The sequence below is a fragment of the Maribellus sp. CM-23 genome, assembly GCF_021354595.1.
In the GTDB taxonomy this organism is placed as follows: domain Bacteria; phylum Bacteroidota; class Bacteroidia; order Bacteroidales; family Prolixibacteraceae; genus Draconibacterium.
Genome location: NZ_JADWYJ010000003.1, coordinates 77,512 through 99,082 on the forward strand (window position 1 = coordinate 77,512; position 21,571 = coordinate 99,082).

The 21,571-nt window shown below is 45.3% G+C and carries 15 protein-coding genes; 6 read left to right on the top strand and 9 right to left on the bottom strand.

The annotated features are described in order from the left end of the window. Positions 1 to 28 precede the first annotated feature (28 nt). Positions 29 to 1,354 (top strand): alpha-L-fucosidase, encoded by a 1,326-nt coding sequence (locus INQ51_RS11380; RefSeq protein ID WP_233378094.1) that lies wholly within the window; start codon positions 29 to 31, stop codon positions 1,352 to 1,354. 8 nt (positions 1,355 to 1,362) lie between these two features. On the opposite strand, the gene INQ51_RS11385 is transcribed toward INQ51_RS11380, so the two are convergent. The 7 genes from INQ51_RS11385 to ligA form a co-directional block, all read right to left on the bottom strand. Continuing rightward, the gene (locus tag INQ51_RS11385) at positions 1,363 to 1,785 is read right to left on the bottom strand and encodes a ubiquinol-cytochrome c reductase iron-sulfur subunit (RefSeq protein ID WP_233378095.1); all 423 of its coding nucleotides are present in this window, start codon (positions 1,783 to 1,785) and stop codon (positions 1,363 to 1,365) included. A 66-nt stretch (positions 1,786 to 1,851) separates the two neighbouring features. Further along, positions 1,852 to 5,076: a UvrD-helicase domain-containing protein gene (locus tag INQ51_RS11390; RefSeq protein WP_233378096.1), complete on the bottom strand. Its 3,225-nt coding sequence runs from the start codon at positions 5,074 to 5,076 to the stop codon at positions 1,852 to 1,854. Between the two features lie 482 nt (positions 5,077 to 5,558). Continuing rightward, entirely contained in the window at positions 5,559 to 6,101 is a 543-nt protein-coding gene (locus INQ51_RS11395) for a hypothetical protein (protein ID WP_233378097.1), read from the bottom strand. A 123-nt stretch (positions 6,102 to 6,224) separates the two neighbouring features. Then, a complete protein-coding gene (dapA, locus tag INQ51_RS11400) occupies positions 6,225 to 7,103 on the bottom strand; it encodes a 4-hydroxy-tetrahydrodipicolinate synthase (protein ID WP_233378098.1) in 879 nt (292 codons plus the stop codon). Next, positions 7,100 to 7,618, bottom strand: coding sequence for a DUF6913 domain-containing protein (locus tag INQ51_RS11405; RefSeq protein ID WP_233378099.1), 519 nt, complete (start codon positions 7,616 to 7,618; stop codon positions 7,100 to 7,102). Before INQ51_RS11405 ends, dapA begins: the two co-directional genes overlap by 4 nt. Positions 7,619 to 7,632: 14 nt before the next feature. Next, positions 7,633 to 8,214 (bottom strand): hypothetical protein, encoded by a 582-nt coding sequence (locus tag INQ51_RS11410; protein ID WP_233378100.1) that lies wholly within the window; start codon positions 8,212 to 8,214, stop codon positions 7,633 to 7,635. 384 nt (positions 8,215 to 8,598) lie between these two features. Beyond that, positions 8,599 to 10,602 carry an NAD-dependent DNA ligase LigA gene (gene ligA, locus INQ51_RS11415; protein WP_233378101.1) on the bottom strand — a complete coding sequence of 668 codons (2,004 nt, stop codon included), beginning with the start codon at positions 10,600 to 10,602 and terminating at the stop codon, positions 8,599 to 8,601. Between the two features lie 132 nt (positions 10,603 to 10,734). Between ligA and INQ51_RS11420 the strand changes: the two genes are divergently transcribed. The 5 genes from INQ51_RS11420 to INQ51_RS11440 all read left to right on the top strand — a co-directional run bounded on the left by INQ51_RS11420 (position 10,735) and on the right by INQ51_RS11440 (position 17,071). Next, a complete protein-coding gene (locus tag INQ51_RS11420) occupies positions 10,735 to 11,319 on the top strand; it encodes a thioredoxin family protein (protein WP_233378102.1) in 585 nt (194 codons plus the stop codon). A gap of 83 nt (positions 11,320 to 11,402) precedes the next feature. Then, complete coding sequence (locus INQ51_RS11425) at positions 11,403 to 12,938, top strand: sulfatase family protein (protein ID WP_233378581.1); 1,536 nt, start codon at positions 11,403 to 11,405, stop codon at positions 12,936 to 12,938. Positions 12,939 to 12,952: 14 nt separating this feature from the next. Further along, positions 12,953 to 13,318 (top strand): hypothetical protein, encoded by a 366-nt coding sequence (locus INQ51_RS11430; RefSeq protein WP_233378103.1) that lies wholly within the window; start codon positions 12,953 to 12,955, stop codon positions 13,316 to 13,318. Between the two features lie 54 nt (positions 13,319 to 13,372). Continuing rightward, positions 13,373 to 15,649, top strand: a complete 2,277-nt coding sequence (locus tag INQ51_RS11435; protein ID WP_233378104.1) for a TonB-dependent receptor domain-containing protein — start codon at positions 13,373 to 13,375, stop codon at positions 15,647 to 15,649. Between the two features lie 105 nt (positions 15,650 to 15,754). Then, positions 15,755 to 17,071, top strand: coding sequence for a M20 family metallopeptidase (locus INQ51_RS11440; protein ID WP_233378105.1), 1,317 nt, complete (start codon positions 15,755 to 15,757; stop codon positions 17,069 to 17,071). Between the two features lie 36 nt (positions 17,072 to 17,107). Here INQ51_RS11440 and INQ51_RS11445 read toward each other — a convergent pair whose 3' ends face one another. Together INQ51_RS11445 and INQ51_RS11450 are read right to left on the bottom strand one after the other, a co-directional pair. After that, a complete protein-coding gene (locus INQ51_RS11445) occupies positions 17,108 to 17,878 on the bottom strand; it encodes a hypothetical protein (RefSeq protein WP_233378106.1) in 771 nt (256 codons plus the stop codon). A 222-nt stretch (positions 17,879 to 18,100) separates the two neighbouring features. Continuing rightward, positions 18,101 to 21,385 (bottom strand): S41 family peptidase, encoded by a 3,285-nt coding sequence (locus INQ51_RS11450; protein ID WP_233378107.1) that lies wholly within the window; start codon positions 21,383 to 21,385, stop codon positions 18,101 to 18,103. Positions 21,386 to 21,571 lie beyond the last annotated feature (186 nt).

Here is a 21,571-nt window from a genome sequence, read left to right on the forward strand (position 1 = left end):
GCATAGATAATAATTTATTTGAAGGTCTATGCGAAAAATAGTTTGGGTTTTGGTTGCTTGCCTGCTCGTTCTGAACGGGTTTGGTCAGGAGGATTCTGCCGCAAAAGAGAAAAGAATGCAATGGTTTGAAGATGCCAAGTTGGGTATTTTCATTCATTGGGGAATTTACAGCGTAAACGGAATCGACGAAAGCTGGTCGTTTTTTAACGGCTATATTTCGCACGATGATTATATGAAGCAATTGGGCGGCTTCAACGCAAAAAATTACGATCCTGCTGCTTGGGCGAAACTGATTGCAGAAAGCGGGGCGAAGTATTCGGTAATCACTACCAAACACCACGACGGCGTTGCCCTCTGGGATACGCATTGCAATGATCTGAGCGTCGTGAAAAAGTCGCCGGCTCAAAAAGATCTGATCGCACCTTTTGTGAAAGAGCTGAAGAAAAATGACGTGAAAGTGGGGCTGTATTATTCACTGCTCGACTGGTCGCATCCTGATTATCCCAATAAAACAAGGGTTAAAAAACGTTATGAAAATGACTCGGTACGTTGGAACCGTTTTGTAGATTTTAATTTCTGCCAGCTGGAAGAATTATCTAAAAACTTTAAACCCGATTTGTACTGGTTCGACGGTGATTGGGAAGCTTCGGCTGAAAAATGGAAAGCCCGTGAACTAAGCGAGAAACTGCGGGAGTGGAACAAAGGCGTCATACTAAACAGCCGGATTCAGGGATACGGCGATTATGCAACACCCGAGCAGGGACTTCCGGTAACCCGACCACGAAGCCGTTACTGGGAACTTTGCATGACCATGAACGACAGCTGGGGCTATCAGCACAACGATCATAACTACAAAACACCCAACCAGGTAATTCGCATGTTGGTAGACGTGATCAACAAGGGCGGAAATCTTTTGCTGGATATTGGGCCGAAAGCCGATGGAAGCATCCCGGAAGAACAGGTGAATATTCTAAAAGAACTGGGGCGTTGGACCAACAAACACTCGGAAGCCATTTACGGAACACGTGCCGGAATTCCTTACGAACATTTTTACGGGCCAACAGCCTTGAATCAGAAAGGAGATATTCTGTACCTGTATGTTCCGCACAAACCAAACGGACCGCTGATTTTAAAAGGAATAAAAAACAAAATCAACCGGATCTGGGTGGTTGGCAACGGCACCAAACTTAACTGGGATGTGAAAATGAAGCAATACTGGAGCGCGGTTCCGGGAATCGTTTACATTGATGTACCGGAGAAAGTACTCGATCCGCAGGTGACAGTCATTGCTGTCCTGCTCGACGGGAAAGTGGATCTTTACCGCGAGGAAGGCCAGGTAATTGAAAGCAACTAAGCGGCTGTTCAGGAGATTGTCAGGATATTTCCGCTTTTGGTAACCGAATACTTTTTCAGGTTGGCAGTGGCCGGCCCGTTAATTACAACACCTGCTGTGGTATATTTTGACCCGTGGCAAGGACAGGGCACATTACCGTCGGCATGGCTGTAGGTTACACTGCAACCTTGGTGCGTGCAGATTTTTGACAAGGCCAGGTAACTGTTTTCTCCTGTTCTGAAAACCATAATGTTTCCTTTGTAGGCGTAGCCCCCAACCGTATTTAAGGCTGAGTAAGCTGCTGCAGTCAAATCAAGGGTATTGGATGAGCCGCCCGGATCATTGGGATTTCCCAGGTCTTCATCTTTCGAACAGGCATTAAAAAGCATCGGAGAAGTCAATAAGATACTTCCTCCTACCGCAAAGTTTTTAAGAAAGTCTTTTCGTTCCATGATTAATTTTTTGGATTATAATTAAAACACTAAAAAGTATTTTAATGTTTTGGGCTAATCCAAAAATCAATACTCACAAATTTTTTCTACTTCGTTGGTAGCCAGGTACCACAGGTAGCCGGTAACTTTTGTAAAGCCGCTTTCTTTTAAGGTTTTGGCATAACGATCTATCTGCCTATTGTATTTACTAGGAATTTTTTCGCCGGTCTTGTAGTCTACCACAATCGCGGTATCGCCCGAAAACATGATCCGGTCGGGACGAAGCAGCTTTTGCCCGGTTAGCAGATCGCGCTCATTCAGAATCTGAAGGCTTCCATCGAACCAGCTTTTTACTTCCGGAAGCTGCAGGTTTTCATCAATCGTTTTTTGAATTTCTGCCATCTCACCGTTGTCAATTCTTCCTTCGTTCAATGCTTTCAAACAAGCCGCTTCCACATCTTTTACGGTGTCGATTCCGGAGAGAATCTCGTGTACCAGTTTTCCAAGGTTTTTTTCGGAATGATGCTTATCGCTCGCCACTAAAAAGTCTTCTCCCGACAATCTTAGGCTAATTCTGTCGCCTAGGTCAGAAAAGCGGTAATTGGTGAGGGTAATGCTTTTTGATTCCTCTTTTTTCCCTTCGCTTGGCGAAACGGATCCGAATTCAAAAAGGCCTGCTTCTTCATCAAAACATTCGCTGAACAGAGGATTGGATGCTGTTTGCTGAACGGCCAGAAATAGCAGAAGATCGACATCGGAACCCGCATATTCACCTTTCTGATTAAGCTTTGGCTCCGGACAATTAACCAACAGTGCCGATTTTGCCCGTGTAACTGCCACGTAAATCAGGTTGAGTGAGTCGATGTAACTGCTGACTTTTTCTTCGAAATGAGCCGGGGCAAATTCCGAGGCTTCCATTTCCTTTCCGCTTTTGATGGGCAGCAACGGAAATCGATTAAACGGTTCACTGGTTGGCTGGCACCAGATAATGTCACCGCTTCGGCTGGTTTCCCACTTAAAATAGGGGAGAAGCACGGCTTTAAATTCCAGTCCCTTTGAACTGTGGATCGTGAGCAAACGAATGGAACCTGTTCCTTCATTTACGCTTACCGACGTAGTTGAACCTTTTTCGTTCCACCAAAAAAGCAGGTTCGACAAATCGTTGGAGAGCGATGTTTTTTGTTCCCCGGCTTTGTCAATCAGCGTTTGAATATAGGGAAGCTCGTTTTGAAGTTTTAACAGGCCAAATAAGGAGGCGATTCGGGTAACCGTTTCATCGAGGGATGAAAGCAGTACCTTTTGTTTTACCTGTTCCAGTTTCTCGCCTAGTTCACTTTCGAAAAGTGCATCATAATCATTTCCAAGCTGCCATTTTTCGGTTGGTTCAGGGAACAAGGTGCTTTCGAAACTTTTTTGTGTAGGCTTTAGCCAACTCATCCACAGGTGAAGCAGGGTAGCTTTGTTGATTTCGCTTAGCGGATCAACCAGCCATTCTATGGTGTGAATGATGAATAAAACGGCTTTGGAGGCAAAAAGAAACAGCGAATCGTTTGAGAGTACGGTCAGGTTGTAATCCTCGTTTTCTTTCTGTTGAGCTGCTTCCAAAAAGGTTTCCACAATGCGGGTGCCTTCACCGTTTTTCCGGACGAGGATGGCAATTTCTTCGGGTTTAATTCCCTTGTCCTGCAACATTTTTACCTGCTCAACCAGTGTGTTGGTGGCCGTTTCATAAAAATCGTCGCCAGGCAAAAAGTTCAGTTGGACGTAGCCTTTGGGATCTGCTTCCTTTTTCCCCGGTTTTTGCTGAAACGAAGCATAAATATTTCTGAATTTATTCAGGTAGTGTTCGTTATCGGGGATGGTCGAGAAAAGCCTCGATTCAAAAACATCGATCAGGCGGGCGATGATTTCGTTGTTAAAATCGATGATGTTCTTATCACTTCGCCAGTTGAAATCGAGGTGTTCTTCTTTTTTCTGGGCTTCAGAAAAATCATGGTCCAGTTCTTCTGCCAAAATGTTCCAGTCGCTGTTTCGCCAGCGGTAGATCGATTGTTTTACGTCGCCTACCACTAGGTTCGGGTGCCCTTCAGAAAGCGAGTTCACAACCAGTGGTTTAAAGTTCCGCCATTGCAAACCCGATGTATCCTGGAATTCATCGAGCATAAAATGATGATAGAAATTCCCGATTTTCTCGTAAACAAAAGGTGAATCGCTTTCCCCGATTATTTTGCTGAGCAGGAGGTTGGAATCCGACAATTGCAGCATTTCCTTTTCCCGCAGCAGGGCTTCAATTTCCTTTCGCAGGTCGGTTAAAATGCCCAGTGTACGAAGCTGTTTTAATACTGCGATGGTTGTATTGTAACGGGTAAAATGGTTGTTGAAATAGTGAATCAGATCAGCCAGGCCGGGTTGAAGATTTTGCTGAACCAAAGCGCCCAGTTCTGCCGCTTGCTTGTGACTTTTTGCGAACCATTTCTCCACATCTTCGGAAGCGGAAACGGCTCTGGCAGTTGGTTCTTTGATCGCTCCACCAGCGACTGCCGCAATATAACCAGCAACTCCCGATTTTTTATACGAGAAATCATCGACACTGAAACCGTGATTTCCGATAGCTTGCAAAAGTACAGACGCCTTTTGTTTCAAGCTACCTTCAAAACCGCCTTTTAGTTGTTGCAGTTCTTTTCCAAATTCATTCAGTGTTTGGCGGTTGTAAACCGATTCTCCGTCTTCTGGAAAGAAAACCTGAAAACGCTCCTTGAAAAGTTCTTTTCCGAGGTCTTTGATGTCTTTATCAATCCGTTGACTGTAGTTGCCTTCAATCTTTTCACGGCTGTATTCCTGCAGCCATTTCAGTAAATCGCGGTCCTCTCCCAAACGGGCAAGCATTCGCTCGGTAGCCTCTTCCAGAATAATATCGGTATCCAGTTCCAACGAGAAATTGGGTGAAATTCCCAGTTCACGGTTAAACGATTTTATAACTTTCTGGGTGAAGGAATCGATGGTGTTGATGGTAAACCGGTTGTAATCGTGCAGAATATTTTTGAGTACCTGCCTGGCCCGCTGACGGATAAATTGCTCGGAATAATCGCCTTCTTTTTGAAGCGGGGCAACATAGTCCGACGGTTGATTATCAGCTAGTTTGTGGAGCTGTTCCAGGATCCGGCTTTTCATTTCGTTGGTGGCTTTGTTGGTAAACGTCACCGCCAGAATATGTTTGTAGTTGTAGGGATTGCCCAATATCAATTTCAGGTATTCAACTACCAGCTGAAAGGTTTTTCCTGATCCCGCGGAAGCTTTGTAAACAGTGAGCATGAAAGAGTTTTTTTAAGAATAGTGTTTAAAGATAATGAAAACTTGGAGTTGAGTGTTCAGAGTTCAGTTGGCATAAGTTCTAAAACGCTGGAACTAGCTTCGGGCAATTGAAAAATTGTTAAACTGTTAAATTGAAAACTGAACACTGCGACTGATCACTTTCTTCAAGATCTGCAATCCAAAATCGTTAATCAATATTCAAAAATCAGCCTTTCAGGCAATGCAAGAATGCGATAATGCTTGAATATTCGTTTTTAAGCTGAATTAGTCGTGGTCTTGCCTTCCGAAATCAACAATCGTTAATCAATATTCGAAAATCACCCCTCCAGCTAAAATGCTTGAATGCAGGCATAAGCTTCGAGTCATAAGCAATTGCTAAATTGTAAGATTTCTAAATAGCCTCAAGTTGGAGCTTCAGGGGTTAGAACGTCGAGTTCTTCTTCTCTGAACTTTGAACACTGAACTCTAAACTTTCAATCCTTCTAAAATCCCGGAGGAGGAGGTGGTCCCTGTTGGCGGCCGACACTCACACTGGTTTCGATCTTAAAGTTTTTCGACACTTTGTATTGCATAAACATGGTGGAACCGTACGAATCGAAATAGCTTTTGTTGGCATTGGGAAGCGGTGCTGAAAATACGGAATTGGCACCGTAGCTAAATCCTCCGATGGTAAATTTGTCGCTTAGTTGTGTAACCGAACCTCCTAAAATCTGCCCGTTTACCCAAAAGGGCGAAGCAAAGTTAAAGGATGTTTCCGGAATCAGCTGAATGCTTGGAAATGCAGTAATGGATGGATTTACAGCATAGCGGTTCATAAATTCCTGCTGGAGGTTTAACCCGGGAAGTTTCAGGTCGTTCATAAACAGATCACTGGCCGGTAATCCGGTGGTCAGCCTGAAATATTCCATTTTACGTTGCAGTTCCAATTCGGTTGAATCCTGTTCAGGCATTAAAAGCTGCAGGCCTTCCTGCGCAAAAGCACCAAGGCTTAGAAAAAGCAATATGACTATGAGAAGATTTTTCATCCAAATCAATAATGGTCACGAAGTTACTTTTTTTTACGACAGCCTTAAAACGGCATACGTTAAAAAGTGCAAAGCAGCTCTCGTACTTTTCAAAATTGGGGAATGGCCTGTTGCTGTTTATTGTTAGGAAAGCGTGGCGTAGCGTGCTTTAATTTCCCCGATCAATGTGTCGGTAACACGGTACAGTGGCAAACGCAATACATTTTCAATGGTTCCCTGAAGACTCATCAAAGCTTTCACTCCACCCGGGTTGCCTTCTTTAAACATCAGCTGGAACATTTCGATCAGCTCAAAATGAATTTTCCGGGCTTCGGCATAATTATTTTCCATGGCAAAGTGCATCAGCTTGCTTACTTTTTCTGGCAAAGCATTAGCAATAACCGAGATCACACCTTTTCCTCCGATGGAAGAAATGGTAATCGCCAAAAGATCGTCGCCCGAAATCAGCGTGAAATCCTCCGGTGTATATTTCAGAATTTTGGTCATTTGAGAATGTTCGCCCGAAGCTTCTTTTATTGCTACCACATTGTTTGTAGCTTCCACAATCCGTCCAACGGTTTCAGCTTCGAGGTTGATACCTGTTCGCGACGGAACATTGTACAAAATTACCGGAACCGGACTGGCCTTGGCCACTTCCACATAGTGACGGTACATACCTTCCTGTGTGGGTTTATTGTAAAACGGAGTAACCACCAGGATCCCCGAGATTCCGTCAAAATTAAAATTATCGATTTGGTTGATAATGGCGCGGGTGTCGTTTCCGCCCATTCCGACAACAACCGGCAAACCGGCCGACTTTTCCTTTACCAGTTCCACCACATTCGATTTCTCTTCCTGTGTTAGCGTGGCGGTTTCGGCAGTGGTACCCAACGCAACAAGGTAGTCCATTCCTCCCTTCACCTGATTCTCAACCACTTTTTCAAGCGATTTGTAATCCACATGGCTTTCCTTTGTAAACGGGGTAATCAATGCAACACCTGCACCTGTAAAAAGCTGACTCATTTGCTCGTATTTTTATTTAGCTGCGCAAGATAAAAAATTTGTTGTTTGGCAAGGAACATCGAATCCTGATTTTCCCCAATGTTAATGTTTAGGTCGAAGTAGTTGGTTTCGTTTGGCGACCAGCCTACTTTTAAATCGGCATGGGCAATGGCTGTGATATAGTCGAGTACAAAATTTTGCTCGAGCGCTATATTCAGCAAAACATCGAAATGCATCTGCAGAAAATCCTTGGTTTTTTCGGGTTTGGGAATGCCCCACCAGTTTAGGTCGTTTACGGTTAAGGTATTGTTGGCTACGTTGGGATTGCTCAGGTTATCAAACACACAGTAGGTACGAAAAATAATGTGGTTTTTATTGAAATAATTTCGCAGGTAACTCACAGCCTCCTTTTGCGAAGGTTGCCAGATAACACCTACTTTCTTAATGTCGTCGATGTTGTGAACCACCGGTTCTCGCTGTATTTTGGCAAGTTCTTGCCTGAGTTTTCGTTCGCGGTATATTTGTTTGAATCCCATTGGCCGGTTTCCCCTTATTGGTTTCTCTTCTTTTTCTTCGAAGGTTTACAGTCTTTACAAAATTCGTTTAATTTTTCGAGTTCCTGAAGCACCCATTCGTTCCAGTGCTTAATTTCTTCCATGCTGGCCCCGTGAAATGTTTCGCCTTCGACTTTTCCCAGTAAGCGGGAATGCTCTGCTGCTACTTCCTGGTACAAAGGCCCCGGACCCTTGGTCAGGAGTTTCCCTCTTTCATCAAAGAATTTTTTGCGAAGATTGCGCGCCTGTAATTCGTAAACATTAAAAATAAGTTGCTGATAGGCCAGCAAACGTTCAGTGGTTGCATCATCGGCACGGTCGATGTACGACGCATCTTTCTGAAAGTTGGCATGTACGTACTGATTCAGGTTTCGGGTGGCAATCAGGCTTAATCCGCCGAATTCGTACGAAACCGAAAAACTTCCGGAAACGGTTTGCATTTGCCCGTTGTTGGGTGCCGGTGCTTCAAAATCTTTCACGGTTAGCGAATGTTCAGCCGACCATTCCAACATATTTTGAGCCGAAGCAACTGTTGCTGAGAAAATAAAAAGGATAACAAATAAAAAGTTTTTTATCATGGCTGTTTAAATCTGAAAAGCAAATGTAACTACATTTTTGAAAATGCCTGAATGCAACGATGCTTAAATACTTGAATTAAAAAAGCTATGAGATCGAGCTGTGAGTAGCTGATAAATTGTTAAACTGTAAAATTGTCAATTGATTAGATTCCTGGGCTTCTCTTTCTGAAAACTAAAACAGTTAATCATCATTCAAGATTCCACCCCTTAGTATATCAGTCCTTCAACCCTTTGTTACACAAAGATCACGAAGAAGCACAAAGTTCTTTTCATTCGATTTAATCATTTTCGCATTGGAGCATTTTTGCATTTGCTTCTGCAATGCTCCGTGCGTGGTAATTCGAAATCAATCCTTCTGTACTTCAGCTTTTCAGTCCTTTTCGATCATTCCAGCATTTTCAAAAAATCGTCCTCGCTGATCGTTGGGATGCCCAGTTTGGTCACCTTCTCCAACTTGCTAGGGCCGATGTTTTCTCCGGCCAGCAGGTAGTTGGTTTTCTTGGAGATGGAACCCACATTTTTACCGCCGTTCATTTCAATCATCTTTTTCAGTTCGTCGCGCGAATGTTTCTCAAAAGTCCCAGAAATAACGATGTTCAATCCCGCCAGTTTCTCGGTTCTTCCGACCAGTTGCTCTTCACTGATGGCAAACTGCAAACCGGCTTCTTTTAGTTTTTGTATGATTTCCAGATGTTCCGGTTTTGAAAACCAATCCACCACGCTTTCTGCAATTCTTCCACCTATTTCATCAATCTCAGTTAGTTGCTCCAGTGTCTGGCTTTCGATGTTTTCGATGGTATGGAGTTTCTTTACCAGAGTTTTAGCCACTGTTTCACCCACAAAGCGAATTCCCAGCGCAAACAGCACCCGCTCGAATGGAACTTTTTTGGAAGCTTCCAGCCCGTCGAGAATACGTTGTGCCGATTTCTCTGCCATACGGTCGAGATTTTCGAGCTGCTCTTTTTGTAAGCTGTAGAAGTCGGTAATGTTATGAGCGAGGCCTTGCGAGAAAAGCAATTCAACGGTTTCTTCCCCGATTCCGTCAATGTCCATTGCTTTTCGGCTGACAAAGTGCTCCATTTTGCCTTTGATCTGTGGCGGACAACCATCTTCGTTGGGACAGTAATGCGCTGCTTCACCTTCTTTGCGAATCAGCGGAGTATTGCATTGGGGGCAGTTCTCAATAAAAGTTACCGGCTGAAACATCGGGTGGCGCTTGGTGGCATCCACTGCGGTTATTTTGGGGATGATTTCGCCGCCTTTTTCCACAAAAACGGTGTCGCCCAAATGCAGGTCGAGGTTTTTAATGATGTCGGCATTATGCAGCGAAGCCCTTTTTACGATGGTTCCGGCAACGGGAACAGGCTCGAGATTGGCTACCGGTGTTACAGCACCTGTTCTTCCCACCTGGTACGAAACCGATTTAAGAATAGTGGAAACACTCTCCGCTTTGAACTTGTAGGCAATGGCCCAACGCGGCGATTTGGCTGTAAATCCGAGGTTGTCCTGCAAACGTTTTGAGTTGACTTTGATCACCACACCATCTGTCGCTACCGGAAGATCAAAACGTTTGGTATCCCATTTCCGAAGAAAATTAAAAACATCCTCCAGCGTAGGGCAGAGCTGCATGTGGTCGGAAATTTTAAAACCCCACTCTCTGGCTTTCTGAAGGTTCTGGTAGTGCCCGTCTTCGGGCAGGTTTTCTCCCAGCAAATAATACAAATAAGCGTCCAGTTTACGGGAGGCCACAATCGAGGAGTTCTTCATTTTCAGTGTCCCGGCTGCTGTATTTCGGGGATTTGCCAAAAGCGCTTCACCCCGTTCTTCCAACTCGGCATTGAGCTGATTAAAAACCTCGAAAGGCATCAGAATTTCGCCTCTTATTTCAAAACTTTCCGGGTAATCTGTTCCGCGCAATTTCAGCGGAATCGATTTGATGGTGCGTACGTTGGTGGTAACATCGTCGCCTTTAACACCGTCGCCGCGTGTTACTGCCCGCACCAGTTGCCCGTTTTCGTAGGTCAGGCTAATCGACGAGCCGTCGTATTTCAGTTCGCAAACATATTCGCATTCGGTGCCAATCAATTTTTTAACGCGGGTATCAAAATCCCTGATCTCCTCTTCGGAATAAGCATTCGAAAGTGACAACATTGAATACTTGTGCTCCACCTGTTCAAAATCGCTGCTTAAGTCGCTGCCCACTCTCTTGGTGGGCGAATTCGGATCATCAACACCGTGTTGTTTCTCCAGCTGCTCCAGCTCTTTCAGCTTCATGTCAAATTCATAATCGCTGATCGAAGGTTGCGCCAACACATAGTAATTGTAATTGTGCTCTTCGAGTTCTGTCTGAAGTTCTTTTATCTTTTTTAATGCCTGTTGCTGATCCATTTTCCTTTTCTGATTTTGATTTTGCCGGGCGTTGCCGGTGATCAAGGCTAAAAATAGAGAAAGATTTTGTTTCTGATTAAACAAATGAGCGCCGAAATATCTTTTACTTTTGAACAAATAAAATGAGATACTATGGCATTTACACTTGAAATTGGAGCAAAAGCAATTGATTTTAAATTACCTGCAACCGACGGGAAGACCTATTCGCTGGACAGTTTCAAAGACTCGAAATACCTGGTGGTATTTTTTACCTGTAATCATTGCCCCTATGTTATCAATAGTGATGAAGTTACCCGTGCAAGCGTTGAGAGATTTGCGGAAAAAGATGTAACCTTTGTCGGGATAAATTCGAATAGTAAAAACACTTACGCCGAAGATGATTTTGATCACATGGTGAAACGGATGGAGGAACATAATTTCCCGTGGAAATATTTGTACGATGAATCGCAGGAAATTGCCCTGGACTACGGTGCTTTGCGGACACCTCATTTTTATGTTTTTGATGAAAACCGGAAACTGGTTTATACAGGCAGAGGAGTAGACAGCCCGCGGGATACATCGAAAATGACGGTAAACGACCTGGACCGGGCCCTGGACGAACTGACTTCGGGTAAACCCATTTCGGTTCCGCTTACCAATCCCATTGGCTGTAACATAAAATGGGAAGGGAAACACAAACACTGGATGCCGGCCGATGCCTGTGACCTGATTTGGTAACGCAATACGATTAAAAATAAAAACCAAAATTTAATAACTAACTTTTTGTTATGTATAGCATTAAATCAATTTTTCTTGTGGCAATGTTTGCCGTGTTAATGGGTTGTAGCAGCTCTCAAAAACAGGAGGCAAACCAGCCAAATATTATTTTTATTCTGGCTGATGATATGGGGTATGGAGATGTTTCATCTTTTAATGAAAACTCAAAAATACAGACACCCAATATCGATCTGCTGGCAGCTAACGGTGTGATGTTTACCGATGCACACACCAGTTCGGCGGTATGTTCGCCAACGCGTTACAGCGTTTTAACCGGCCGTTATAACTGGCGTTCAACCTTAAAAAGCGGAGTGCTGAGTGGGTACAGTAAGGCACTGATTGAACCGGAAAGACTCACTTTACAGGATTTTCTGAAAAACAACGGGTATCAAACTGCTTGCTTTGGTAAATGGCACCTGGGCTGGGACTGGAAAATCATCGAAAATGACTCTTTAAGCAAAGACGATCTGAATGCCCTTCCCAATGTTGACTACGCAAACCCGGTGGAAAACGGCCCCAAAACGCGGGGGTTTGATGAGAGCTTTGTTTTTTGCGGTTCGCTGGACATGGCTCCCTATGTTTGGGTGGAAAACGATGTTCCTACCATGGTTCCTACTAAATACACAGTAAACACCGGTAAACAAACCTGGTGGAGAAACGGACCAACTTCGGATGATTTTGTGCACGAAGACGTTTTGCCAAAAGTGACCGAAAAAACGGTTAACTATATTCATCAGCATGCGAAGGACGATGCCCCGTTTTTTGTGTACATGCCTTTGCCGGCGCCGCATACACCCATTCTGCCTACTGAGAAGTTTAAAGGGAAAAGTGGTTTGGACAATGCTTACGGCGATTTTGTAATGATGGTAGACGACGTGGTTGGTCAGGTAATGAAAGCGCTCGAAGAAACAGGCGAAGCCGAAAATACACTGTTGATTTTTACCAGTGATAACGGGTGTTCGCCACAAGCTGATTTTAAACAACTGGCTACCAAAGGTCATCATCCGAGCTATGTTTTCCGTGGTTCAAAAGCCGATATTTACGAAGGCGGGCACCGGGTGCCGTTTGTAGTGCGCTGGCCTGCAAAAGTGGGGAAAAGTGTTTCATCACAACTGGTGTGCACCACTGATTTGTTCGCGACTTTTGCCGATGCAATCGGCGCTGAATACCCGGATGAAGCAGCTGAAGACAGCTACAGTTTTCTGAGTGCACTGGGGCTGGAATCGCAGGCACCCGAGCGTACAAACATCGTTCATCATTCGCTTAACGGTTCGTTTGCCTACCGAAAAGGAAAATACAAAGCGATTTTCTGCCCGGGATCGGGTGGCTGGAGCGCTCCGCAACCCGGATCAGAAGAAGCGAAAGCTCTACCTCCCGTGCAACTGTACGACCTGGAAACTGACATTGCTGAACAAAACAACCTGGAAAGCGAGTTCCCGGAAGTTCTGGAGGAGTACCGCTCTGAACTTACTTCGATCGTAAAGAACGGAAGAAGCACGGTGGGTGTACTTCAGAAAAATGATGGCCCTGAAACCTGGCCGCAATTAAAATGGATGAACGAAAAAAACAACGCACAATAACCATATTTTAAGGGTTGAAATTTTTCCTGGCATCCATATTAATCTTTTCAATTCTGAGTTTTCAATTATCGGAGTTATTGGTTGTAGCCGGTTTTAAACTAAGACAGGATTACATCGCCAAAAACCTTTGTGTTGAAAAAGACGTGGAGGACTCTACCTGTAAGGGATGTTGCCAGCTCAAGAAAAAACTCGACGAGCAACAGCAGCAAAAAGAAGAATTACCTCCTGTTCAAACCGAAAAAGAGAACATTTTTGTGGTCAGGGAAAAACAGGATGCCCTTATTTCTTACTTTCCTGAAAAACAGGATTTAACAGAAGCGATTGCATGTGAATATACCCGTTTGATTTCAGTAAAAATATTTCGTCCTCCACAGGGATAAAAGTTTTTCGGAAACCCCCTTAGTCTAAAAGAAAAACTTTTAAATCATTTTGGAATGAAGATAAAATCTTTGTACTCCGGAATGCGTGTGTATTTCCTTATGCTGGCGTTGCTGGTTGTGGGAATGGATGCGTATGCGCAGGAGAAAAGTATCAAATTGGTCGATAAACAGGACGGGACTGCTATTCGCGACGTTCATTTTACTTACAACGGAAAGTCCGGGATTTCGGATGAGCACGGAGTGATCCGGGTCGTTCCGAAACCGGGTGAAACGCTCTATCTATCTCATGTTCAATACGGCAAACAAAGCATTGCTCCGGCCGATGTGTTGAGCGCGGGCAACAGTGGAGTATTAAAAATTCAGGAGGCAGAAAATCATCTGTTGCCGGTTACGCTGGTGTTGGTTCGCCCTGAAACGGGAAGTACGGGAACACTCAATTTTTCGGCACAACGCAAACTGGCACACGATGCCGGAGCGTTGCTTGAGGCGGTACCGTCGGTTTCAAGCATTCGCAAAAGCGGAGCCTATGGTTTCGACCCGGTATTGCGAGGTTTTAAATACGACCAGATCAACCTGGTGCTTGATGGCGTGCAAACTGCCTCTGCCGCCTGTCCCAACCGCATGGACCCGGGGGCAAGCCAGGTGCCAATCAATATGATAACACAGGCCGAAATTTTGAAAGGCCCGTATAGTTTGCGGTATGGAAACGTTTTTGGAGGCACTATCAATTTCAAAAGCAGCGAGCCTGAATTCAGGGAAAAGGCAACACCTGTTGGCCGCATGGGGACGAGTTACGAAAGCAACGGTGCAATTTTCCGAACCGAAGGAGTGGCCGGAGTTAGCGGACAAAAAGCTGACTTCCGGGTATTTGGTGCCTATTCTGTGGGTGATGATTATTCCGATGGTGACGGAATGGATGTTGCCGCGCGTTTTAATCGCTTAAACTGGGGTGGAAAACTTGGCCTGAAACTCAGCGATTCGCAAACGCTGGGGATGATGGTTTCCAATAATTTTGCAAAAGATGTTGATTTTCCTGCGCTTCCCATGGATTTGCGAAAAGACAACACCTGGCTGGTTAACGCCAGTCATTCGGCAACGTTTTATGAGCATTCGTTGTCAACGTGGAAAACCAGTTTGTACGGAACATTTGTTGACCACGAAATGGACAACCTGGATAAAGAGCTGGACCCAAGGATGATGGATGCTTACACCGATGCTTCCACCAAAAATTACGGGGGAAGAACGGAGCTGCGTTTTGATTTTGACCGAAGCCATGTGTTTGCCGGACTGGATTACCGTTCGGAATCGGCCGAGGGACACCGGACGCGTGAAATGTTGATGGGCCCGATGGCAGGGAAGGTTTTCAGCGACAATGTATGGCAGGATGCCGAAGTGCAACGGGCCGGATTGTTTGGCGAATGGCATGTGCACAGGACCGGTTATCAGCTGGTATTTTCCGGAAGACTGGACTTGAACAACTCGAAGGTAAACGATCCTGATACACGTTTCTCATCTATTTATGACGACCTGGAAGCAAGTACGGTACATCCCTCGGTGAGTTTGGGCGGAACCCGTTTTTTCAATGAAAAAGTATCGCTGGGTTTGTGGCTCGGCCGGGCATCCCGCAGTGCAGGAATTACCGAAAGGTATATCAATCAGTTTCCGGTAGGGCTTGATCCGTATGAAATGCTGGGTAATCCGAATCTTGATCCGGAGATTAACAACCAGGCCGATCTGGTTTTTGTTTTCGAAGAAAAGAAGACCCGGTTGGATCTGAATTTATTTGCTTCGGCACTTCGCGACTATATTTCATCGGAAATAAGACCTGATTTGAAACCGGCCATGTCGAGTGCTCCGGGTGTACGTCAGTTTGTGAACATCGACAAAGCTTTTATGGCGGGATTTGAAGGAAGTTGGAAACAGCAATTTTCTGACAACCTGAGCCATGATTTGAGTGTGGCTTATACTTACGGTCAAAACAAAGATACTGACGAAGCGCTGCCCGAAATACCGCCGCTGGATGTGCGTTATCGTTTGGCCGGAAGTTTCGGGGATAACAAAATCAGGCCTGAAATTCTGTTTCGACATGCTTTCAAACAAGACCGTGTTGCGACTTCGTATGGAGAGACAGAAACACCGGCTTTTTCGGTTGTGGATGCCAAAATAGCCTGGCAGATCAGTGCTCCCCTAAGTGTTTCGGGTGGTGTGCTGAATCTGTTGGATACGGCTTACTACGAGCACCTGGCCCGTTCGGTGCGCAGTGCGGAAGCACGACCCATTTATTCGCCCGGAAGAAGTTTTTATATTACGCTGTCATTGAATTTTTTATGATACCATTGAACCGTTCTGCATGCAGAACGGTTCTTTTTTAAGCTTTTGCGTTTCTGACTGAAACCAAAACTTTTATAAATTCAAGCCACATTAAAAACTGATCCGATGAAGATTGTACTTTTTATTCTTTCCATATGCACGAGCATCTCAGGCATTGCACAGAATTCCATCAGTAAAAAAATAGAAACAGCAGCTGAGCAGCAAAGTGTTTACGCCCTTGAGCTCTGCAAACATCTTCATCAGAATCCGGAGTTGTCGTTTCAGGAGTTTGAAACGGCCAAACGGATGCAGGCCGAACTGGAAGCAATCGGTTTTGACGTAACTTCCAACTTTGGAGGTAACAGTGTGGTGGGTGTTTTGAAAAACGGGGAAGGCCCAACCGTATTTTTGCGTACCGATATGGACGCTTTACCCGTGAAAGAAGCAACGGGGCTGCCTTTTGCCAGCACAAAAACTGCCGATTTAAACGGGGATGAAGTTTCGGTAATGCATGCCTGCGGACATGATATCCATATGTCGACCTGGACAGGAACTTTGCGTACGCTGGTTCAACTTAAAGATGAATGGAAAGGTACTTTGGTGGTAATTGCGCAGCAAGCAGAAGAATATAGCGGCGGTGCCGGAAATGCCATCGATGCAGGCCTGTTTACAATGTTTCCGAAACCCGATTATGCACTGGCTTATCACATCAACCCGGAGCTGGAAACCGGGCAGACCGGTTTGCGCGGCGGGCCTGTTTTTGCGGGTGTGAAAACAGCGGAAATAACGGTTTACGGAGTGGGAGGGCACGGCGCTTATCCGCAAAAGTGTATCGATCCCATTGTGATTGCATCAAGAATAGTAACTGACCTGCAAACCATAGTCAGCCGCGAATTAAGCCCAACAGAACCTGCCGTGGTGACGGTTGGTTCGATTCACGGCGGAACACGGCCCAACATTATTCCCGACGAGGTGAAACTTGAACTTACCTTGCGCTACTTCTCGGATGAAACCATCGAAAAAATTATTGCATCGATAAAGCGAATCAGTAATGCGGCAGCCAGTATGGCCGGAATGCCCGATGACAAGCTTCCGCTGGTACATGTGTTGCCGGTTGAAACGCCCCCGGTTATTAATAATGCGGCTTTGAGTGAAAAAGTAAAGCACTTTGCGTCGGATATGATCGGAGCAGAAAATGTAGTGGAAACACAGCCGGAAATGGTGGGCGAAGATTTTGGAAAATACGGGAGGACGCCTGAAAATATTCCGATTTGTTTGATATGGCTGGGAAGCACCAATCCGGAGTTAATGAAGCAATTAGAAGCCGAAGGGAAACGCCCGTCGCCTTTGCATTCGCCCACGCTGGCACCCGATTACGAAAATACGATCAGAACCGGTATCGAGGTAATGACTTCGAATGTAATTGGTTTATTAAAAAAGTAGAGGCGCTTCCCGAAAGAAACACCCCTTTGCCTTATGTTAATTGTCAGGTAGATAAGAGTGATCAAAGTCGATAAAGCCCAGATGATGTTCCGTTCCGGTAATCAGTGGCTTTACTTCTTCCCATAGCTGAGCACCTTCTTCCCCGAATTTTTGCCATTGTTCTTCGTTTTTGGTGTAGTAATCAACGGGGTTGCTTCCCAGTTCATCAACAAAATATACAACCGACATATCGGGGGCGAGCACCGGGTAGAAGGTATAAAAGGGCTGGTTGTAGCCGTGCTTCTTTCTCAATTCTACATATTTTTTGGTAGCCGCCTCAAATTCCTTGTATTTCCCGTTTTTTAGATGAAATTTCTCGTAAACCCGAAATTTGGTACCGCTTGTTTGTGTACCCGGTTGTTCGGGCATTACTGATAGATTGGGTTGCAACTCGAGCACCAGTGCGCCTACTTTTTGGTAGGTGTTTTCAAAATTTTTGCCGAGAGCTTCCATCTTTTCGGCATTGTCTTTCCAGATCTTTTGTTCAGCTTCCCGCATTTTGTCAATGTCTCCAAGGCTTTCGATGGGCGATGAAGCCCACAGGTATCCGTCGTTGGTACGTTGGATAAGTTCACGGTAGGGATAGTCTTTTTCTCCCAGAAAAGAATGCATGGCATCGAGTGCGTTTAGCAGCAAATCCATTTGTGCCGGTTCAACACAAACTTCCCAAACAACGTACCTTGGTTTGGGAGCTTCTTCTTGTGCGAAGACTGATTGTACGGAGAATACAACCAGCAAAATCAGTGACGTGGTAATCAATTTTCTCATTTCATTCAGTTTTAATATTACACAGTTAAAAAAGAAAGCCCTGTTGAAGGACTCAACCGGGCTTTAAGAACAAGTTATTAAAAATGAAGGAATTATGAAAGAAAAAGTACATGAAAGTATTTTAATGCGAAAGCCGGGGTGTTCATCTCGAATGTGAAATGACATAAAAAAAAACCGTCCTATAAACTAAGACGGTTTTTCTTGTATTCTTGCGATTCAAATTTATTTTTTGATGGCAGGAGTGGGGAAGGGTGGAGGTGTAAACTCTTTTGATTTCTGTGCATCCAGCATTTTCAATACCTCTTTTACCGCACGTTCCAGTTGAGGATCGTTTCCTTTTTCAAGGGATTGTGCATCCTGACGAACCGCAATATCCGGTGCAACGCCTTCGTTCTCCGCAATCCATTTATTGTTGATCGGATCAAAAACCGCGTTGTCTGGCGCAGTTGCCGATCCTCCATCAATAAAGCGGTAGTGAACCGACGATTTAACGAGGCCGCCCCAGGTAGTGGCTCCAATCAGCGGGCCAGCGTTTTGCTGCCTGAATACCCATGGGAAAAAGTCGCCTCCCGAGCCTGCTTTTTCGTTGATCAGCAAGGCTTTTGGTCCGAGGATTCCGGCCGGAAGTTTAAACGGTTTTCCGTTGGGAACTTCGTTGGTGAGTGAGGCACGCAAACTACGGGTCATTAAATCCACCATGTAGTCATCCAGCAATCCGCCACCGTTGAAACGTTCGTCGATAACGGCACCCAACTTATCCTGCTGGGCAAAGAAATAGCGGTTGAACGACACAAAACCCGGCCCCCCTGTGTTGGGTACCCAAATGTAGGCAAGCTTGCCACCCGAGAGTTCGTCTACTTTTCTGCGGTTGTCTTCCACCCACGCACGCTGGCGCAAAGCATATTCGCTGCTGATAGGTTTCACGGTCACTTTCCATGAGTTTTCAAACTCAGCTTTGTCGTTGATGTGAAGCACGGTTTGCACTCCCGATGTCCCGTCCAGAAACTGATAAGGATCGTCGGTGCTTTTGAGTTCTTTTCCGTTTACGCCTACTAGGAAGTTTCCTTCAGCTACTTTAAGCCCCGGTTCCTGTAATGGGCTGGAAAGTTCTGGGTTCCAGCTTTCAGTGGTGTAAATGCGCTCTATTTTCCAGTATCCTTTTTCGGGTGAAAAATCGGCACCAAGCAGGCCCACTTTGTTGCTTTCGGTGGAAGGATAGTCGCCACCTCCCACAAAACTGTGACCCACCGATAATTCGCCGTTCATCTGATCCAGAACATAGTTCAGGTCGGCACGGTGTTTAATGTGCGATACGAGTGGCGAATAACGCTCGTAAACTTTGTTCCAGTCACGTCCGTGCAAGTTCGGATCGTAGAAATAATCACGCTCGTAACGCCAGGCTTCTTCAAAAATCTGCTTCCATTCCTGTGCACGATCCAGTTTCATTTTTAAATCTACACTAAGGGCTTTTCCGTCTTTGCCCGAAGCGCCCGAGGTATCCATTATTTTCCACGACGAACCTGCGCGTGCCAGCATTTTCTTGCCATCGTTGGAAACCGAAATGCTGCTAACTCCACTTACAAATTCTTTGGCTTCTCTGTCTTTTAAGGTAAATTTCTGAAGCGTGTAGCTTGTTTGGTTGGGAACAGATTCAGCAATAAAAACGGTTCCTTCCGGTCCGGCAACCACGCTTCTGTAGTTGCGTTTGGGCATTGGAAGTGCTATGGTTCGGTTCTGAATACCGTCAAAATCAATTTTTATTGAATCGTCCTTATCTTCAGCTTTCTTATCGTCTTTCTTGTCCTCTTTTTTATCCTTGTCTTCTTTCTCTTCTTCGCCTTTGCCTTCTTCTTTGTCTTTTTTCTCTTCCTTTTTCACTTCTTCTTCATCGCTTTGCAGCTTGAACGGAGAGTCTTCGTCTTTTTGCAGGTTAACCACGTAAACGCTGTAGCTGGCATCGGCAGTCATCGAGCTGGTATTGGCCCAACCCGAACCAAGGGCTACATCTGTACTTGCCAGAAAATAGAAATGCTTTTTATCGCGGTCCCAGGCCGGAGAAATGGCATTTGCAAAGTTGTTGGTAAGCTGGTGAATGCTGTTGTCGGCCAGCGACCAAAGTGTGATTTGGCTGAAATTATTGGGAGCGTCTTTGGCATAAGCCAGCCACTTTGAATCGGGCGACCAGGTAAGACCCATTCTTCCGCGCTCCAGGTTGTTGTTCCCGGTGTCGACGGTTTTGATGGTTGCGGCTTCAATGTCCACCACGCGAATACGAACATCGTCGTCGGTAAAAGCGATGTATTTTCCGTCGGGCGACCAGCTTGGTTCCCAGCCCAGTTTTGATTCGCCTATGGAAATGCTTTTGGGGTCAGAAAGGCCGTCCTGATCAGCAATCAGTAATTCGTATCCTTTACCGCTGCGGTCGGAAAACCAGGCCAGTTTGGCTCCGTCGGGCGACCAAAGTGGTTCGCGGTCGGCCACTCCCGAAGATTGAGTGATGTTACGTGTATCGCCATGCTCGGCCGGTACGGTAAAAATTTCGCCACGCGCTTCAAATATGGCTCTCTTTCCGGTGGGCGAAATCGCAGCTGCACTAACTGAGCGGCTTACATCTTCCCACTGTGTTTCCGCCCAAGGAAAATCGGCTGTGATCGAAATATTTAGCTGAGTGATTTCCCGGGTGTTTATATCCATTAATGAGAGGTAGCCGTCGCGTTCAAAAGTCAGGGTGTTGCCTTTCCCTGATAACCATTTTACATCCGATCCGTCAAACTGTGTTAGCTGTTCCAGTGCTTTTGTTTTTGTGTTGTATGACCAGATATTGCTTACAAAATCGCGATCGGAAAGGAAATAAATCTTATCGCCCAGCCAAACCGGATGAATGTCAGTCTCTTTGTTGTTAGGCAGCAATTCTTCCGAAAAATCTTTCAGGTTCAGAATAATCAACGGTGTGTTTTGTCCACCGCGGTAATCACGCCATTCCACATCCCAGCGCGAAACACGGTCGATAACGATCTTTTTGCCGTCGGCGGAATATGAACCATCGTTGCCAAATTGTTTGGTGAGCAGGGTAGAAGGACCGCCGTCTTTTGATACCGTCCACAAACGACCGTAACCAGCGGGTGCTGTTTCCCTTGAAGAGGTATAAAGGACCTTCTCTCCGTCCGGCGTCCAGCCTCTTACTATTGCCGAACTCGGATACCAGGTTAAACGCGTTGGTGTGCCGCCTTCCACCTGAACGGTGTAAACAGCCGTGCTTCCGGAACGGTTGGAACTAAAGGCGATTGTTTTTCCGTCGGGTGAAAAATGCGGATCGCTTTCTACAGCCCCGGTACTGGTTAAACGAAGGGTTTGTTCTCCTGCGAGATCCGAAATCCAGAGGTCGCTTCCGTAAATGTACGCAATGTGTGTGTCGCTAATGGTGGGTTGACGCAGTAATCTTGTTTCCTGCGCAAATGCTGAAGTAATCGTCGCCAGCAATAACAAAATGATAAACAGTTTTTTCATATGATTTTTTTTGTTAGAAATTCTCAGAAAATATATAACAGGCACCTTGTGCATCAGTTCACGGGGAGGTTTTGCGAGTGCCGGTTTTATCATGTATATCTGTTTGTAAGAATTGATTAGTCGACTCTAATTTACTTATAACTTGTTTTATGGGTCAACGATAGGACGCACAAATTACAGCCAAGG

Excerpts from the sequence above, each read along its gene's own strand:
- INQ51_RS11380 (WP_233378094.1), top strand. The coding sequence starts at position 29 with ATGCGAAAAATAGTTTGGGTTTTGGTTGCTTGCCTGCTCGTTCTGAAC.
- INQ51_RS11385 (WP_233378095.1), bottom strand. The coding sequence starts at position 1,785 with ATGGAACGAAAAGACTTTCTTAAAAACTTTGCGGTAGGAGGAAGTATC.
- INQ51_RS11390 (WP_233378096.1), bottom strand. The coding sequence starts at position 5,076 with ATGCTCACTGTTTACAAAGCTTCCGCGGGATCAGGAAAAACCTTTCAG.
- INQ51_RS11395 (WP_233378097.1), bottom strand. The coding sequence starts at position 6,101 with ATGAAAAATCTTCTCATAGTCATATTGCTTTTTCTAAGCCTTGGTGCT.
- dapA (WP_233378098.1), bottom strand. The coding sequence starts at position 7,103 with ATGAGTCAGCTTTTTACAGGTGCAGGTGTTGCATTGATTACCCCGTTT.
- INQ51_RS11405 (WP_233378099.1), bottom strand. The coding sequence starts at position 7,618 with ATGGGATTCAAACAAATATACCGCGAACGAAAACTCAGGCAAGAACTT.
- INQ51_RS11410 (WP_233378100.1), bottom strand. The coding sequence starts at position 8,214 with ATGATAAAAAACTTTTTATTTGTTATCCTTTTTATTTTCTCAGCAACA.
- ligA (WP_233378101.1), bottom strand. The coding sequence starts at position 10,602 with ATGGATCAGCAACAGGCATTAAAAAAGATAAAAGAACTTCAGACAGAA.
- INQ51_RS11420 (WP_233378102.1), top strand. The coding sequence starts at position 10,735 with ATGGCATTTACACTTGAAATTGGAGCAAAAGCAATTGATTTTAAATTA.
- INQ51_RS11425 (WP_233378581.1), top strand. The coding sequence starts at position 11,403 with ATGTTTGCCGTGTTAATGGGTTGTAGCAGCTCTCAAAAACAGGAGGCA.
- INQ51_RS11435 (WP_233378104.1), top strand. The coding sequence starts at position 13,373 with ATGAAGATAAAATCTTTGTACTCCGGAATGCGTGTGTATTTCCTTATG.
- INQ51_RS11440 (WP_233378105.1), top strand. The coding sequence starts at position 15,755 with ATGAAGATTGTACTTTTTATTCTTTCCATATGCACGAGCATCTCAGGC.
- INQ51_RS11445 (WP_233378106.1), bottom strand. The coding sequence starts at position 17,878 with ATGAGAAAATTGATTACCACGTCACTGATTTTGCTGGTTGTATTCTCC.
- INQ51_RS11450 (WP_233378107.1), bottom strand. The coding sequence starts at position 21,385 with ATGAAAAAACTGTTTATCATTTTGTTATTGCTGGCGACGATTACTTCA.